Raw genomic sequence first — 16,194 nt, 5'->3', positions numbered from 1 at the left:
AAATGTCAGAAATCATCGTCCAAATCGTCCAGGTAGTCCGTGTCGTCCAGTTGTTCGTCCTGGTGGAGCGCGTGAGCGTCGTCTCCCAGGTGGGGGTCGTCGTCGCCCCCGAACAGTGCCGCTATTTGCTGAAAATTCATCGCAAGCATCCAACTCGGTCTCTTGGGTGGCGTTTCGTCTGACTCTTCGCCATCCATTCATTAGCTCACGGAATTTCGTCGCCCGCACGACGTTTCCGGTGAACGCCTCGCTTTTCGGGCGTACGGATGCGTCGATTGTCGTGCCCGCCTCGGAAATAATCTGGAAATCCCCGGAATGGTACGAAAAGTCATGATGCGTTGTGGGGCGGGGTGAGGTGACGGGCTCTCTCGGCATGGTCATGCTCGCGAGGCGTCAATCCATGGGGGCGTCAATCCATGGGGTCGGCCGTCCCTGAGCGGAGACCCGCCGCGTGCCGGGTCGCCGCGCGGATTCGGGTGCGCGCGGCGTCGCCGGATTTCGCCGACGCGTCAGGGGAGAGGCCATCCGCAGGGTCCCTTCTGTGGAGTGCTACACCCTGTACTCCGCCGGAAGGCCGATTCGCATTCACGCGGGGCTCGCGGATCGGGTCCGCCGCGGGCAGCTCGCTCAGCTCCGGAGTCAAGATCGCTTGCGCGAGCCCTCCGCCGACACGACCATGTGGAGGTGGCGAAAGATCGGCAGATTCTGGCGTGCTCGGGAGTCTTGTATCCGCCTGACGGCCTCCCGCCGGAGCGGATCGGTTCGCAGATCTGGCAGGCGATGCGGCTTGCCGATGTGCGTCGGCCGCAGGTGTGTCTCATCGCCACGGCGGTCGGTGACTCCAGGGAGTACGTCGACCGGTGGTACCAGCGTGCCGCCTCGGCGGGCGACGCTGATCTGTCACATCTGCAATTGTTCGTCCGGCCGAATGTGGACGACGTCCGCGCTCACCTGCTCGCCCAAGATGTGATCTTCGTATCCGGCGGAAGTGTGGTGAATCTGCTGGCCGTGTGGCGCGCGCACCGGCTGGATGAGATCTTGCGGGAGTGCTGGGAAGCCGGGGTGGTGCTGGCCGGGCAGAGCGCGGGGAGCCTGTGCTGGCATCTCGGCGGGGTCACCGACTCCTTCGGCGACGATCTCGACCGTGTCGACGACGGACTGGGATTCCTGCCGTTCAGCAACGGAGTCCATGACGACCTCGACGAGCAGCCGAGGCGCACCCGTTACCGCGAACTCGTCGGCCGCGGCGAACTCCCGCCGGGCCACGCGACCGAGGACGGCGTCGCTCTGCACTATGTGGGCACCCGGCTCCACGACGTACTCGGTGTGCTTCCCGACCGGAGCGCATGGTTCGTCGAGCCGGACGGGGCAGGGCACTACCGCGAGGAGGCCCTTCCCGCCCGTTACTGGATCTCTTGATCTCAATCCGTCGCCTCCGACGTCAGCGGGCGGGGCGCGGGTGGTCCGCGTGCCGATTGGGCGCGGCCAGACCGACGTGCCCGTCGTCCGACGGAACGGCGCAGGTTTGCGGTCCCTTGAATCCGTCGGTCCTCCCTCAATCGGGGGCCGGGAAATTCGTTTGCCCCGTCATGCCTAGGACTCCTAGGCTAGAACCTATAAGACATCGCAAGTTCCGTGTGGCCGCGCATGGCCTGAGGGTGGTCCGGCGGAATGCCGGGCCCGCCGCCGCACGGCGTCCGCTTCGACGGGGAGTCGTGACATGCAGCCCATCAGTGACAAAGAGATCCGCGGATCCTTCGTGAACTGCTCCAAAGGTGACGCCCGCCGGGCCAACCTGCCCAAAGGGCTGTCGGACCTCCCCTGGGACGATCTCGACTTCCTCGGCTGGTGCGACCCCGGAGCGCCTGAGCGCGGCTACATCGTCGCCGAGCGGGACGGCGGGCTCGTCGGCGTGACATTGCGCCTCTCCCAGGACGTCCGCAGGAGCATCGCCAAGAGCACGATCTGCTCCATCTGCCTGACCGCGCACTCCGGCACCGGTGTCGCCCTGTTCACCGCGCCCAGGGTCGGCGTGGCGGGCCGCCAGGGCAACACCGTCGGCACGTACATCTGCGCGGACCTCGCCTGTTCCCTGTACGTACGCGGCAAGAAGCGGGCGGACCTGGACACGTACGAGACGCTCACGGTCGAGGAGCGGGTCGTCCGCGCCGTCGGCAACCTGTCGGCCTTTCTGGACAAGGTCTTCGACGGCACCCCCAGCATCGCGACCTGAGCCAGGTGCCTGCTCGTCAGACGGCCTTGAGCCCTTTCGCCTGGTGACAGGCCATACGCCTGAGCGGTGAGTAGCGAGCGCACCCGGTGCTGGATAAGCAGGTGCCGGGCCGTACGTCGCGGTGACAGGATGCCCAGATGGACTCGATCCTGCGCGCGGCGGGCGATCTGTTGGACACCGAGCTGTCGGATCCGGTCGACCTGGGCGGCAGCCGGCGCAGTACCGTGATGCGCTGCCGGACGGCCACCGGCGGCAGTGTGATCGTCAAGGCGTTCGCGGGCGAGCCGGAGGGGCTGCGCTCCTTCGCGTCCGAGGCGGCCGGGCTCTCGCTGCGAATGGCCGGCCCCGAGCTGCTCGCGGTGGACGCCGCGGTGCCGCTGCTGGTGATGGAGGATCTCGGGGACGCGCCGACGTTGGCGGACCTGTTGCTCGGGGACGATCCGAAGGCCGCGACAGCGGGCCTGCTGGCCTGGGCACGCGGACTTGGACGGCTGGCCGCCGCATCGGTGCCGAAAAGGGCGGATCTGGCGCGACTGCGGGCTCGATATGACAAGGGCGTGCCGTCCTGGGAGGACGAACCGTGGATAGAACAGAACTCCGCCGACCTGCTCGACCTGCTCGACCGGACCTTGATCACAGTGCCGAAGGGGCTGGCCGGGGAACTGGCGAAGATCGGGGCGGTCAGGGCGGAGTATCCCGCGTTCACCCCGGGCGACACCTGCCCGGACAACAACCTGCTGACCCCGGGCGGCCTCCGGCTGATCGACTTCGAGGCCGCCTGCTTTCAGTCGGTCTTTCTGACGGCCGCGTACTGCCGCATGCCGTTCTCCACTTGCTGGTGCGTCTTCAGGCTGCCGACCGGATTGGCGGAGGAGATCGAGCATGCCTTCCGCGCGGAGGTCGTGAACGCGTACCCGGAACTGGCCGACGGCGCGGTGTGGCAGGCCGGGACGCGGCGGGCGATCGCGGTCTGGACGGTCGACGCGACGCTGGCGCTGCTGCCGCGCACCCTGGAGGACGGGCCGCTTCACCCCACTCGCCGGCCGGTTCCCACGAGACGGCAGTTGCTGGAGCATCGCTGGGCGAGGGCCGGCCCGCTGAAGGCCAGTAGCGCCGGCAGGGCCAGTGCTGCCGCGGCCTTGGCCATGAGTTTTGAACGCACGAATACTCCTACGGGCTGATCTTGTTGAGCCTGTGAAGTCGCCGATAAGTATCCGTGCTTTAGGTCCATTATGGCGTTGCTTTACGACGGCATCCCTTCATGATGGTCGCCGCCCAATTGGAGGACTACCTTCAGGAACTCCTCAACCGCTATGGCTGACCGGGACCGGCTTTCCGGCCGAATTCGTCAATGAGGCAAGCAGGCTGCAAGCGGGCTCCGCACAATGGCTGCCATGAACGTTCCCCCCAGCGGGCGCCTCAGCGTGCCACTCCGGCTCGCCGCCGGTGCGACCCTCGTGCTCCTGGCCGTCACCGGATGCGGTGCCGGCGCCGCCACGCCTCGGAACGACCAGTCCGTTCCGGAACGCGTGACCAGCGTGGCCACCGCCGAGACCACCCCGACCGGCGAGACCGCCCAGCCCGCGGAGAGCAGCGAACCGGCCACGGCCACGACCGAGATGGCCGATCCGGTTCAGGCCCAGACGGCTGTGCAGCCGGGTGGGGCCCTCGCCGACGGCAGCACCGTCGCGGCCGAGCTCTCCCGGAACGGGCAGCGGGACAAGTTCCCCTTGGACCTGGGTGACGCCAGGGAGTTCTACGTCACCGACATGGCGGGCGACGACATCCAGTTCCAGGTGTACTCCGAGGTCGACGGCCAGCCGGTCAGCCCGGCCGGCGTCGCGCTCAGCGCGGGCACGGCGGCCGTGAAGTTGACCAAGGCGGGCAAACACCGGCTGGAGATCTTCGGGAACACGAACGTCGTCGGGCCGTACAGCTTCCGGATCGCGACGGTGAAGGTCCGCACGTTCCCGGCGACGATCGGCCTGAAGATCGGCGAGGGCAGCCCGGCGGGCGCGGGGCGGCTGGACGTCCCGGGACGCATCGACCGCTTCGAGTTCGACGCGGACGGCGCGTCGGCCATCAAGATCCTCGGCGGGACCGGGGCGTGCACGGCCATCGAGCTGGAGCTCACCGACGCCGCGGAGAAGAACATCGCCAGCCCTCGGCAGCCCTTCCCCCTCTGTGGATACGAGTTCGACATCCCGCTCTCCAACGGGGACGGCCGGTACGCGATCGTGGTCAGATCGGGTACGGCGAAGACCGGGCCCTACTCGTTCCAGATCACGCGGGCGGGTTGAGCGTCGTCCGGCGCTTGCTCGCAGGTCATGGGCCTGAGCCGGTCCGCGGTCAGGACCGGCGCAGGCTCCCGCGATACTCAAGCCCGCCGGCACCCTCCTGGCCCACGAAGTCCAGCGTCGCCGGGTTCTGCAGCGTGAGGGTCATGTCCCCGCCCACACACAGGTCCCGCTGTGCGCGGGTCAGGTCGAGGACGTTCCCGGCCCTGATCCGGGTCACCGTGACCTGCTGCTCGCAGGCGCCGTCCCGCCACGTCCCCGTCTGCTGGTCACGGAGCAGGGTGAGCGTGACGTCGGCGGTCTTCTTCTGAGCGTCCTGCGAGACGACCTGGCCCGTCCACGTTCCGGCGAACGCCTCCGGGACTCCGCCTCCCGTCTGGGCAGGGGGCGGCGTCGACGCCGCGGTGGATGCCGGTCGCCCCCCGGAGTCACCGTCGCTGCCGGCGCCGGTGTCGGTATCGGTGCCGCTTCTGGTGGCGGTATCGGTGCCGGTGTCGCTTCCGGTGCTGGTGGCCGTGTCTGTGCTGGTGCTGGTGTCGGTGCGGGTCCCCGGTCGCGCCGCGCCGTCGCCGGAGGAGCCGCCGATCGTCCCCGTGGCGTACAGCACCGCCGCCGCCGCGAGCGCCGCGGTGACGCCGGTGACCGCGATCAGTACGGCACGTGCCCGCCGGGGCGCCGTATCGGAACCGCCAAGTGGGCGGGGGGAGGCGGGGCCGTACGCGGGTCCGGGCGGACTCTGGGGCTCGGACGGATCGGTCGGGAGCGGTCTGGTCGGCGCGGGACCGGTCGCGACCGGAACCTGCTCCGCCGCGCCGCTCCAGTCGGCGGGAAGGTAGGCGGTCGGCACCGGCCCGACATCGGGGACCGTGACGGTCGAGGCTTCGGGGTCGACCAGGCGGATCATGAGCGCCCGGGCGGAGGGGCGTACCTCGGGATCCTTGGCCAGGCAGACGGCCAGGGTCTCCCGCAGCGGCGACGGAACGTCCGTGAGGTCGGGCTCCTCGTTGAGGATCCGGCCGAAGACCGCGGCGACGGTGTCGTTGCCGAACGGCGCTCGCCCGGTGGCGGCGTAGACCATGGTCGCGGCCCAGGAGAACACGTCCGCCGCAGGCGATCCGTGCACGCCCTTTAGCTGCTCGGGAGCCATGTACGGCGGGGTTCCGGACAGCGCCGAGGGCATCGTGCTCGCGTCGAGCAACTGGGCGATGCCGAAATCGACCACCCGCGGGCCGTCCGGGCCGAGGAGCACGTTGGCCGGTTTGAAATCCCGATGGACGACTCGCACGCTGTGGATGGCGGTGAGCGCGGTAGCCGTGGCGATCACCAGGCGGTCGAGGTCGCCCCCGCGCAGAGGACCTTGGTCACGCAGCCGATCCTGCAGTGAGGGGCCTGCGATGAACTCGCTCACGACGTAAGGGGATGCCCCGTCGGTCTCCGCCGCCAGCACCCGGGCTGTGCAGAAGGGAGGTACCCGCAGCGCTGACTGCAGTTCCTTGGCCAACCGGCGGCGCGAGGCGGGGTCCGCGCTGCTGCGAAGCACTTTGATTGCCACCCGCTCGCCGGAGCGGCTCCAGCCTTCGTAGACGATCCCCTGCCCGCCCTCGCCCAGCCGCCCGACGACCTCGAAATCCCCCAGCACGCGCGGGTCTCCCGGCTCCAGCGGGCCAGCGGGCATCGGCTCCTCCATGCGCGGTGATCCCCTCACCCTAGCGATGCGCGACCCGGCCCACCATGGTCGTCTACCGGGGCGATCCACAAGAAGAGCCGTCCTGCCCGCAAGAGCGTCGGCGACGAGTCGTACGGCGGCGAGCGAGGTGGCGGACGGACGGCCCAGGCCGCTTCGCGATTGTGAGCAAGGACACATGCGCGTGCCGGGAAAGCGGGTCCGGAAGCGATGCTGAGATGCCCGCGGCCACCTCTGAGTGAGGGGCTGCCGAGCGAGGACCGGTGCCCGGAGGGGGTGGGGTCCCGGGATGTCGGCACGCCTCTCCACGGCCCTCTCCGCGATCTCCGGAGGGTCGGTAAATAGCCTCTGACCAGCTCTTATGTGGACTCTTCGCGAATATGATCAGAAACGCCACACCGCACGGCGGATCATCGCTTGAGGGAGACCGAGTGAACCGAACCATGCGCACGATCGACGACGTCCTGGATCTGCTCGACCGGCTGTTCGCACCCGGCGCGGACCGGTGGACGGGGAACGCGTCGTCCTGGTGGGACGACTTCTACGCCGATCGCGGGAAGCCGATCCCCTTCTTCGTGAGCAAGCCGGACGAGAGCCTGGTGTCCTCCATCGAGCGTGGGCTGCTCAAACCGGGGCGAGCGCTGGACCTCGGGTGCGGACCCGGCCGCAACGCCGTCCACCTCGCCTCGATGGGCTTCGAGGTCGACGCCGTCGACCTCTCACCGACGGCCGTGGCCTGGGCCGAGGAGCGCGCCCGGGAGGCGGGCGCCGAGATCCGCTTCCAGTGCGGAGACGCCTTCACCGCTGACCTGACACCCGGCGGATACGACCTGGTGTACGACTCCGGCTGTCTGCACCACCTGCCGCCGCACCGCAGGGTGAGCTACCTGGCTCTGGTGGACCGGCTGCTGGTCCCCGGCGGGCATCTCGGTCTCACCTGCTTCGCGGCCGGGGCCATGGGTTCCGAACAGCCCGACGAAGAGTTCTACCGCGACGCTCACCTGCACGGCGGCCTCGCGTACACGCCGGACGAGGTGCGCTGGATCTTTTCCGACTACACCGAGGTCGAGATCCGCCGGATGGAGGAGCAGCCGGCCGACGCCCCCGTCTTCGGCGCTTCTTTCCTGCTGACCGCGCTGTTTCGCCGTCCCACGGGCGACTGACGGGTAATCGACGACCGTGCGCCCGTCCTCCGGATCGATCGCCGGCATCGCGTTTTCCGTGAGGAAATGGCTGATGAGCTGCGGATCCTGCGAGCGACGGGCCACGTCCGTGAACTTCCGGCGCCGCCCGCGCTAACCGTGTTCGGCGTTCTCCGGCAATGACGAAGCGGCGCACCTTTGACCGGGGGGACCAAGTTCGAGGTGGTCTTCATACACCCCGACCTTGAAGGTGACCAGGTCCAGACATTGGGTCAGCTTCTCGATCTGGGCGACCACGTGCTCCTGGTGCCGGCGCAGCAGCGTGAGCCGTTGCTCCTCGGTGCCGGACCCCAGCCGGACGAGTTCGGTGTACTGGCGGATCGTGGGCAGAGGCATGCCGGAGGCGCGGAGAATGATGCAGACCCGCAGCCACTCCACGTCGTCCTCGTTGTAGAAGCGACGCCCGCCGGGTCCGCGTCGTACGGGATTGGCCAGGACGCCTTCGCGCTCATAGAAACGCAGCGTGTGCACGCTCAAACCGGTGCGTTCTGCGACCTCTCCGATGCTCAGATCCTGTGCGCCCGATGTTTCTGGCATGCCGCCAGAGTAGGGGGTTGCCCTAGAGCCGACTCTAGAACCTAGAGTCCGAGCACATGATCACCCCCACCACCAAGGGAGCATGACCATGCGCTACCGCGTCCTCGGCGGTACCGGCATCGAAGTGAGCGCCCACTGCCTCGGAGCCATGATGTTCGGCGCGGTCGGCAACTCCGACCATGACGAATGTGTCCGCATCATCCACGCAGCCCTCGACCAGGGGATCAACTTTGTCGACACCGCCGACATGTACTCGGCGGGCGAGTCCGAGGAGATCGTCGGAAAGGCGCTGCGCGGCCGTCGTGACGACGTCGTGCTCGCCACCAAGGTGCATTTCCCGATGGGTGAGGGCCCGAACCGGGGTGGCAACTCCCGGCGATGGATCATCAAGGAGGTCGAGGAGAGCCTCAAGCGTCTGCAGACCGACTGGATCGATCTGTACCAGATTCATCGTCCCGACCACACGACCGACATCGAAGAGACGCTCTCCACCCTGAGCGACCTCGTGCATCAGGGCAAGATCCGCGCCTTCGGCTGCTCCACGTTCCCGGCCGATGAGATCGTCGAGGCGCATCACGTCGCCGAGCGCCGTGGCCTGCTGCGCTTCAGGACCGAGCAGCCGCCGTATTCGCTGCTGGCCCGGGGCATCGAGACCTCCGTGCTGCCGGTCTGCCAGCGCCTGGGAATGGGTGTGCTGACCTGGAGCCCGCTGGCCTCGGGCTTCCTGACCGGCAGATATCGCAAGGGGCAGCCCATCGATCTCACCACCGGTCGTGCGGCGCTGCAGCCGGCGCGCTTCGATCCTTCGCTTCCCGTGAACGCCACGAAGCTGGACATCGTCGAACAGCTCGTCGAGGTCGCGGACGGCCTCGGCTGCTCGCTGCCCAAGCTGGCCGTGGCCTTCACCGTGGCGCATCCCGGCGTCACCTCGGTGATCGTCGGGCCGCGAACGATGAACCAGTTGGAGTCGCTGCTGAAGGGCGCCTCGCTCACCCTCGATGACGCGGTCCTGGACCGGATCGACGAGATCGTGCCGCCCGGGACGAACATCTACCAGCCGGACGGCGTCTGGCGCCCGCCGGTGCTGGCCGACGCCGCCCGTCGCCGGCGCCCGATCGCGGACCGTTCCGCCGCTTAGCCGATCGCCGGTCGGGCGCGACCGCGCGCGGGCGATCGGCCTGCGGCCGGAGGCGGTTCTTCGAGTTTTGTCCGAGGCGTCTGCCAGGCTGTGGCCATGATCCATGAGGAGACTCCGGAGTTCCTGCAGATCACCAGCCGTGAGGAGCTGTCACCCGACCTGCGACGGGAGTTGATCGAGTGCTGGGTTGCGGTGACCAACGCCGGAGGCGCGGCCGGCTTTCCCTTCCCGCCCGTCGATTTCGATCAGGTGGCTGTGGTCGCTGACCAGATCATCGCCGGCCTCGCCCCCCAACGGAGTCGATTGCTCCTGGCCTGCGTCGGCGGGACGCTCGCCGGGTGGCTGAACGTACGTCGCGACGCCAACCCGTTGATCGCTCATTGGGGCACGGTCCATCACGTTCAGACGCATACCGGTTTCCGTGGCCGGGGCATCGGGGCCGCGTTGATGCACCGCCTGCGCCGCCTCGCGTGCGACGAGATGGGGCTCGAACAGCTCCACCTCGCCGCCCGGGGTGGCGTAGGGCTCGAAGACTTCTATGGGCGGCTGGGTTGGAAAGAGATCGGCCGGTGGCCGGGTGCGCTCCGGCTCAAGCCTGGTGACGATCGCGACGAGATCCTTATGGTGCTTGAGCTCTGACCACGTGGGGATGCGCCGCCTTCGTGACGGCCGCGGCGACTCAGCACAGCTCTTCCGGCCTGCGGAGCACGTGATGACCGCCGTCAGCACCGGGCCGTCGGCGACGTTCCAATAGCCACGTTCCGGGCCTGTGCCCACATGACCCGCGCCGCGGAAGCTCCGCCGCCGAGATCTCCGCCGACGCGTTCGGGGAGTAGCGGGAGCCACCCGTGTCCCGACAGTCCCTGGCAAACAGATGGATCATCGAGAGAAACCAAGAAGGTCCCTGGAGGCGTATTGCCTGCCCAGGAACCTTCTTTGTCTGGCGTGGCCGAGAGGCTCGAACCCCTGACTTTCTGATCGGCAGGGACACAAGCCGCCGCGATCATCACCGACGCCGCTTCCGCCCGCAGAATGGGCGGCGGATGACAGGCGGTGGTCAGTTCCGCTGGTGCCGTGGCAGCAGCGCGCCGGCCACCGCGATGACCAGGCTCAGCCCGGCCGCGATGAGGAAGACCCGGTCATAGCCGGCGGCCAGGGCGGCGACCGGGGAGCTGCCGCCGGCCTTCGCCGCGGCTGTGGCGCTGGCGACTGTCGCGAGCACCGCCAGGCCGATCGACCCACCGACCTGATTGGCGGTGCCGGCGATGCCACCGATGATCCCCGCATCGCCCTCGGGAGCGTCCGCGGTCGCCGCGGCCATGAGAGTGGGGAAGGTCAGCCCGATGCCGATCGCGATGAGCAGCGTGGGCCCGAGCACGCCGGCGGCGTAGCCACTGGCCGCATCGGCCTGGGAAAGCCAGCCGAACCCGGCCACGAAGGCGCCACAGCCGGCCAGCACCAGGGCACGCACACCGGCGCGGGGCAGCAGGGCGGCGGCCCCCCGCGCGACCAGCATGAACGTCACCGCCGCGGGGGTCTGCCCGAGTCCGGCCTCGAGCGCGCTGTAGCCGAGCACGTCCTGCAGGAACAGCGACGTGAAGTACCACATCGCGATGGAGACCGCTCCGAACAGCAGGAGCAGGACGCTGCCCACGGCAACCCCCCGGACCTTGAACAGCCGCACCGGCATGATCGGCTGCCTGGCGAAACGTGCTTCCACCACGATGAACACAGCGAGCAGGAGCAGGCCCCCTACGATCGATCCGGCGACCAGCCCGGACGTCCAGTCGTGATCGGCGGTCTGCATGACCCCGTAGATCAGCGCGGCCAGCCCCGCCGTTCCGGCGACGGCGCCCAGGATGTCGAGTGATTCGCGCCGGCCGGTCTGCTTGCGAACGAGCGAGGTCATGACCACGGCGATCAGCACCGCGCCGATCGGCACGTTGATCAGGAAGACCCACCGCCAGGACAGGCCGGTGGTGAGGGCGCCGCCCGCGATCGCGCCGGCCATCCCGCCCACCCCGCCGGAGGCGGACCAGGCACCGAACGCCCGGGCACGCGCGCGTGCCTCGGTGAAGTAGGTGTTGATCACGACCAGTGTCGCGGGGGCCATCATGGCGGCTCCCATGCCTTGCGCGATGCGGGCCGCGACCAGGGCTTCCGCGGTGGTGGCCAGGCCGCCGACCAGGCTCGCGGCGGAGAACAGGGTCAGCCCGGCGGCCAGCATCCGGCGGGGGCCGAACAGGTCGGCGGCGCGGCCGCCCAGCAGCATGAAGCCGGCGAAGGTGAGCAGGTAGCCGTTCACCACCCAGGCCAGGCCGGTGGTGGTGAAGCCGAGGTCCCGGTCGACCGAGGGCAGCGCGACGTTAACGATGGAGGAGTCCAGGATCACCATGAACTGGCAGGCACACACCAGCGCCAGGACGATCCAGGCAGGGCGGAATCTCGCCGTCGCCTGGCTGGGGGTGAGGGGGTGGGGGGATAGCTGGGATGCCACGAATGTCTCCTGAGTCGTGGATGGTGAACGCGGGTCTGCGGTAGGGGTTCGGCGGGCGGCCGGTCGGCGGTGTGCGTGTCGTGAGGTGCCACTGCCGGCATTCGTGCCGCGCCCGGTGCGGGGGCGGGCGGGTTCGGCGGGGTGGCGTCACCGCTCACACGGTCTGGAGTGATTTCCCGGCCTCGGTCGCGCGGGTGTTCCCGTCGATGCCGCCGCCGGTGTTGGTGATGTGGGTGCCCGCCAGCAGCCGGGTCGCGGTCTGGGCCAGCCGTCGTCCCTGGTAGCGGGCCGCTTCCAGTACCGCGGCGTGGAGGTCGTCTCCGGTCGGTCCGGTCACGGCGGATGCGCCGTAGGGGTTGCCGCCGGCGGCGTACACGGCGGGATCGGTGAATCCGGGCGGGACGATCAGCGCGCCCCAGTGGTAGAAGACGTTGGCCAGGGAAAGGATCGTGGCCTCGTTGCCGCCGTGCCGGTTGTAGGCCGAGGTGAAGGCCGTCACGGGCTTGTCGGCGAGGCCGCCTTCCTGCCACAGGCCGCCGGCCTGGTCGATGAACTGCTTGAGCTGCGCGGCCGGTGTGCCGAACCGGGTCGGGGTTCCGAACGCGAACGCGTCGGCCCATGCCAGGTCGTCGATCGTGGCCTGGGTGATCGCCGCGGTGGCGTCGGCGTGCCGCCGCCATTGCGGGTTCTGGTCGATCGCGCTGTCGGGCGCGAGTTCGGCGACCCGCCGCAGCCGTACTTCGGCGCCGGTCGAGGCGGCGCCTTCGGCGAGGGCCTCCGCGAGTGCGTGGACAGTACCTGTCGCGCTGTAGTAGATGACGGCGACCTTCGTGGTCATGTCGGCTCCCTTGTCGTCCCATAGGATTAGTTACGCGGATAACGTTAGGTGCATAATAGTTAGGCACATAATCAACTTGTCAAGGAGAGCCCGTGGACTTCGACCAAGCCGACACCATCAACCAGGCCATCCGCCGGCTGAGCTTGCGCCATCGGGCCCGGACCGCGGCGCTGCTGGCCCCGCTCGGCCTGCACACCGGACAGGAGGCGCTCCTGCTCGAACTCGCCCGGACCGGCCCGATGATCCAGGCCCAGCTCAGCGAGGCGCTCGGGGTCGAGCCGCCCAGTGTCACGCTCATGACGCGGAAGCTCGAAGCCTCCGGTCACATCCGCCGCGCACCCTCCCCGTCCGACAGGCGCGCCAGCATCGTCGAGCTCACCGACAGCGGCAAGGCGCTGACCGACCAGGTCAAGCGGCTATGGTGCGTCCTGGCGGAGGAAACCGTGACCGGCCTGCCCGCCCAGACCGTGGCCGAGCTCCCCGGTGTCCTCAACGCCCTGACCGACAACGTCGACGCCAGGCGCGTCGCCGGCTGAACAGCAGCCGCCGGGGCGGTGGGCGGGAGCCGGCTTGAAGCGCCCTCCTGCGCACCGCCCACGGCGAGCACTTCTTCACCGACGCCCCATCGCGGGAGCTGCGATCGCATGCCGCCGAGCGAGATGGATTATCGCTTTGCGCCCGCCCCCGGTCGTGGCTAGCGTCTGCGAGCACGCGGATAGACGACGCCACCAGAGAAGATCACGTGACGCATCGAATCAGACTCGCCACGCAGCAGGATGCCCCGACTCTGGCCATGGTCCAGAGGGCATCATGGCGTGCGGCCTTCCGCGGGCTGCTGGGCCGCGCACCGTCGGCGCGCTCCAGCCGGACGCCCAGCCCGCTGCGACCGGCGGCGTCGCTCACGCCCTGCTCAATCCGGACACCGGGAACGAGCGCCAGGGAGCGGAACGAGGACACCTCCAGCCGCGGTGGCATCGCGCCGGTGGCCATGGAGAGGATCCGGGAGTCTTCAAAGACCTCTTCGGCTGCCTATCGCGTCCGACACCGCGCGATTGCCCCGCGGCTCGCCGAGCCTGATGACGGCCTGGCCGCGCTCCTTTATCGTGCGTTGCGCAGTTTGAGAATGTATGTCGCAGTAAGCGCGACGGCACGGTCGTCGTCATGTGACAGATCTGCGAGGGCACGCGACGTCGTGATCCCCGGGATATCCGCGAGCGCCTGTGTCAGTCGTCGACGTGCGGACGATTCAACGGTGCGGCGGGTGAGGCAGTCAACGAGCCTGGTGGCGATCTGCTCCGCCAACGCGGGATCACTCGCCAGCGCGCTCAGTGCATCGGCCGCATCGGCGTCGTTCGCCCCCTCGACGATCATGTCGATGAGCGTCGGGACCGCGTCGGCTACTCCACGTGCCCCGAGAGCCAGAGCCGCACACCTGCGGACCACGATGTCGGCGTTCGTGAGGGCGTCCTGCAGCAGTGCGGTCGCCTCACCGTTCGGAATCTCGGCGATGGCCTGGACGGCACGTTTCCGCACCGCGGCTACCGGTGAGTCGAGGCCCTCCGCCAGCAGTGCCAATCCGCCATCGCCCGATTGCGCCAGAGCCCATCGAAGGGCTCCGGCGACGTTCGGGTCCGTCTCGCTCAACGCTGCCTCGACCAGGGCTTCCACTGGCACCGGAACCTTTTCGATTGAGGACAAGGCCGCGCGCTGGCGCTTCCCGGCGCTTTCCGACCCCAAGGCCTGGAGCAGTGCAACGGTCTGGAGGACGTCCTCCCAGTCGGCGGGTTCCGCGGCACCGATTCGACGGAGTCGGGTGAGCAGCTCCGTCTCACCCGCGATGCGTTCTCGCGTCTGGCGGATGAGGTCGTCGACGAGCTCCGAGGGCGTGAAGCCGGGATCATCCAGCGCGCGCCCGACTTCACGCAGCGACAGCCCCAATGACCGCAGGCTCTCGATATGGAAGATTCGCCGGATGTCCTCGCTGGCGTACTCTCGATAGCCCGCCTCGGTACGCCCCGTCGGCCGCACCAGGCCGAGCGACTCGTAATGCCTGAGCATGCGGGCGCTGACCCCGGACCGTCGTGCCACATCACCGATCAACACTGCATTCACCCCTCCTTGCCGGTCGTGCCGAGGGCTACGATGCGCTTCGCCTCCTCGATCGCGAACTCGAATCCGGCATCCGGGTCGCGCAACAGCCGTTCCGTGGCGATCGCGTGCTGGCGCACGCGAGGGGCGGGATCCGTCATTGCGGCGCGCAGGGTCGGCAGGATCACCGTACCGAGCGCGACCAGCGCCCGGCTGAGGCTCAACTGCGTCTCACGCTCGCCGCGCCCGAGCTGTGTCGCCAACACTCCGGCCAACTCGGGTTCTGCACCTTCGGGCACGAGTACGACCGCGGTGCGCCAGGCGCTCCGCGCGACCTCGCTGTCGGCGTCGGTCAGAAGCGCCTGTGTGATCGCCGGCCACGCTTGCCGATCCCCGATCTTGGACAGCGTGTGCAACGCCTGGCTTCGTGCCTGCGCACGCGCCGAGCGGAGTTCATCGATGAGCTTCGGGACCGTCATTGATGACGTGTGGCGGGTGAGTGCCCACGTAAGCATGTCGCGCACGTAGAAGTCGGGCTCGATCGCGCATCGTTCGATGAGCTTGTCGATGAATCGCGGGTCTGGGGTCGTGCCGACCGCCAGCGTTGCCTGCAGCCGCTCCGACGAACTGCTGCTCTCCAGCCCCTGGAGAGCTCGCATCGTGTTCGTGTCCTCTTTCGGCATGGCCATCGGGGCCACCTCCTTGGCTGCAGTGAAGACCTTGTCACTGTGTCAAGGTCAAGCGGGACCACGCCGTGAGCCCGGACGTCGATCGGATCGGCCAAGCGGGATGACGTCCGGCGAAGCTCGCCGCCCACCCATCACATGCGAGCCGCCGCTATGACACCGTGCGGGCATGGCGCCACATGGTGAGGCCGAGGGCGATGCTCCACAAGGGCATCACGATGGAGGTGAGCAGCCCGTACAGCAGAACACCGGGGAAGAGTTCGGACTGGAAGAGCAGCGCGACGGCGGCCAGGAAGCTGGTGGCACCGACGAGCAGGCCGGTCCAGGCCAGCCAGGACGAGTAGCCGTCGCGGCGCAGGGCGGGCGCGAGCAGCATCAGCGGGATGGCCCACAGGATGGCGATCGAGACGAGGGAGGTGCCGCGCAGCATGGTGAAGGCGGTTTGCGCGGCGCGTTCGATGTAGGGCTGGTCGGCTGGTGCGGCGGTTGCGTAGGCGTGGGCGAGGTCCTGGCCGGTGACCCCGTCGATGGTGAAATCGGTGATGAAGACGGCCGCGCCGACCAGGACGGCGGCCAGTGCGAGGCGGCCGAGCACGACGGCGATCGGGTGCGTGAACGTGCGGGCCAGGTTGAGGATGCCGGCGGTCCACAGCAGGACGCCGAGCACGGTGCCGAGGTGGACGCCGGCGTAGAACGCGTGATGGGCGATGAAGTGCAGCGCGGCGGCCGGGTCGGCGGCGGGCAGGTCGCCGTGGGCGAACCGGAAGCCTGCGATCATCAGTGCGCCGATGATGATCGTGAAGGCGCCGAGGCGGAGTGTGGGATTACGGGTCTCGATAAGGGCTGTCGACATCATCGTCGGTTCGCCTCCTTGGGGGGAAGGGGGTGTCTGGATCCGATGCCAGCAGCTTGGCGGCCGGGCCTCATCATGTCGCCAGCCTGGAGGCGGCACCCCACTTACGCGTTCCGCCGTATGCGCGAGCATCCGCATACG

Annotated in this window: 16 protein-coding genes; 8 read left to right on the top strand and 8 right to left on the bottom strand. The window is 68.8% G+C overall.

Translation table 11 applies throughout. The features are described 5' to 3' along the window. Positions 1-5: 5 nt before the first annotated feature. A complete protein-coding gene (locus ACQP1V_RS42055; protein WP_433417231.1) occupies positions 6-140 on the bottom strand; it encodes a hypothetical protein in 135 nt (44 codons plus the stop codon). Between the two features lie 583 nt (positions 141-723). Between ACQP1V_RS42055 and ACQP1V_RS42050 the strand changes: the two genes are divergently transcribed. The 4 genes from ACQP1V_RS42050 (at position 724) to ACQP1V_RS42035 (ending at position 4,533) form a co-directional block, all read left to right on the top strand. Next, positions 724-1,419: a Type 1 glutamine amidotransferase-like domain-containing protein gene (locus ACQP1V_RS42050; protein ID WP_433417228.1), complete on the top strand. Its 696-nt coding sequence runs from the start codon at positions 724-726 to the stop codon at positions 1,417-1,419. A gap of 301 nt (positions 1,420-1,720) precedes the next feature. Continuing rightward, the gene (locus ACQP1V_RS42045) at positions 1,721-2,233 is read left to right on the top strand and encodes an FBP domain-containing protein (RefSeq protein WP_433417225.1); all 513 of its coding nucleotides are present in this window, start codon (positions 1,721-1,723) and stop codon (positions 2,231-2,233) included. Between the two features lie 137 nt (positions 2,234-2,370). Further along, complete coding sequence (locus tag ACQP1V_RS42040; RefSeq protein WP_433417222.1) at positions 2,371-3,414, top strand: hypothetical protein; 1,044 nt, start codon at positions 2,371-2,373, stop codon at positions 3,412-3,414. A 213-nt stretch (positions 3,415-3,627) separates the two neighbouring features. Continuing rightward, positions 3,628-4,533, top strand: coding sequence for a hypothetical protein (locus tag ACQP1V_RS42035; RefSeq protein WP_433417219.1), 906 nt, complete (start codon positions 3,628-3,630; stop codon positions 4,531-4,533). A 49-nt stretch (positions 4,534-4,582) separates the two neighbouring features. Here ACQP1V_RS42035 and ACQP1V_RS42030 read toward each other — a convergent pair whose 3' ends face one another. Further along, the gene (locus ACQP1V_RS42030; protein WP_433417216.1) at positions 4,583-6,205 is read right to left on the bottom strand and encodes a serine/threonine-protein kinase; all 1,623 of its coding nucleotides are present in this window, start codon (positions 6,203-6,205) and stop codon (positions 4,583-4,585) included. A 440-nt stretch (positions 6,206-6,645) separates the two neighbouring features. On the opposite strand from ACQP1V_RS42030, the gene ACQP1V_RS42025 reads away from it, so the two are divergent. Further along, positions 6,646-7,377 (top strand): class I SAM-dependent methyltransferase, encoded by a 732-nt coding sequence (locus ACQP1V_RS42025; RefSeq protein WP_433417213.1) that lies wholly within the window; start codon positions 6,646-6,648, stop codon positions 7,375-7,377. 132 nt (positions 7,378-7,509) lie between these two features. Here the strand turns inward: ACQP1V_RS42025 and ACQP1V_RS42020 are convergent, their stop codons facing one another. Next, on the bottom strand, positions 7,510-7,953 hold the full coding sequence (locus tag ACQP1V_RS42020; RefSeq protein WP_433417210.1) for a MerR family transcriptional regulator: 444 nt from the start codon (positions 7,951-7,953) through the stop codon (positions 7,510-7,512). A gap of 88 nt (positions 7,954-8,041) precedes the next feature. Between ACQP1V_RS42020 and ACQP1V_RS42015 the strand changes: the two genes are divergently transcribed. Beyond that, a complete protein-coding gene (locus ACQP1V_RS42015) occupies positions 8,042-9,091 on the top strand; it encodes an aldo/keto reductase (RefSeq protein ID WP_433417207.1) in 1,050 nt (349 codons plus the stop codon). Between the two features lie 96 nt (positions 9,092-9,187). Further along, a complete protein-coding gene (locus tag ACQP1V_RS42010) occupies positions 9,188-9,730 on the top strand; it encodes an N-acetyltransferase family protein (RefSeq protein WP_433417204.1) in 543 nt (180 codons plus the stop codon). A 418-nt stretch (positions 9,731-10,148) separates the two neighbouring features. On the opposite strand, the gene ACQP1V_RS42005 is transcribed toward ACQP1V_RS42010, so the two are convergent. Together ACQP1V_RS42005 and wrbA are read right to left on the bottom strand one after the other, a co-directional pair. After that, entirely contained in the window at positions 10,149-11,588 is a 1,440-nt protein-coding gene (locus ACQP1V_RS42005; RefSeq protein ID WP_433417201.1) for an MFS transporter, read from the bottom strand. A 154-nt stretch (positions 11,589-11,742) separates the two neighbouring features. Beyond that, a complete protein-coding gene (wrbA, locus tag ACQP1V_RS42000) occupies positions 11,743-12,426 on the bottom strand; it encodes an NAD(P)H:quinone oxidoreductase (protein ID WP_433417198.1) in 684 nt (227 codons plus the stop codon). 92 nt (positions 12,427-12,518) lie between these two features. Here wrbA and ACQP1V_RS41995 point away from each other — a divergent pair, with 92 nt between their 5' ends. Next, on the top strand, positions 12,519-12,962 hold the full coding sequence (locus ACQP1V_RS41995) for a MarR family winged helix-turn-helix transcriptional regulator (RefSeq protein ID WP_433417195.1): 444 nt from the start codon (positions 12,519-12,521) through the stop codon (positions 12,960-12,962). Positions 12,963-13,524: 562 nt separating this feature from the next. Here the strand turns inward: ACQP1V_RS41995 and ACQP1V_RS41990 are convergent. The 3 genes from ACQP1V_RS41990 to ACQP1V_RS41980 all read right to left on the bottom strand — a co-directional run bounded on the left by ACQP1V_RS41990 (position 13,525) and on the right by ACQP1V_RS41980 (position 16,053). After that, positions 13,525-14,538: a MerR family transcriptional regulator gene (locus ACQP1V_RS41990; RefSeq protein ID WP_433417192.1), complete on the bottom strand. Its 1,014-nt coding sequence runs from the start codon at positions 14,536-14,538 to the stop codon at positions 13,525-13,527. After that, positions 14,535-15,203 carry a HEAT repeat domain-containing protein gene (locus ACQP1V_RS41985; protein ID WP_433417189.1) on the bottom strand — a complete coding sequence of 223 codons (669 nt, stop codon included), beginning with the start codon at positions 15,201-15,203 and terminating at the stop codon, positions 14,535-14,537. The genes ACQP1V_RS41990 and ACQP1V_RS41985 overlap by 4 nt, the downstream gene beginning before the upstream one ends. Positions 15,204-15,351: 148 nt before the next feature. Next, positions 15,352-16,053: a hypothetical protein gene (locus ACQP1V_RS41980; protein WP_433417186.1), complete on the bottom strand. Its 702-nt coding sequence runs from the start codon at positions 16,051-16,053 to the stop codon at positions 15,352-15,354. Positions 16,054-16,194: the final 141 nt, after the last annotated feature.

Source organism: Microtetraspora malaysiensis (assembly GCF_050947145.1).
In the GTDB taxonomy this organism is placed as follows: Bacteria; Actinomycetota; Actinomycetes; order Streptosporangiales; family Streptosporangiaceae; genus Microtetraspora_A; species Microtetraspora_A malaysiensis.
The sequence above is the reverse complement of the archived record's forward strand: the minus strand, read 5'-3'. Positions and strand labels throughout refer to the sequence as shown.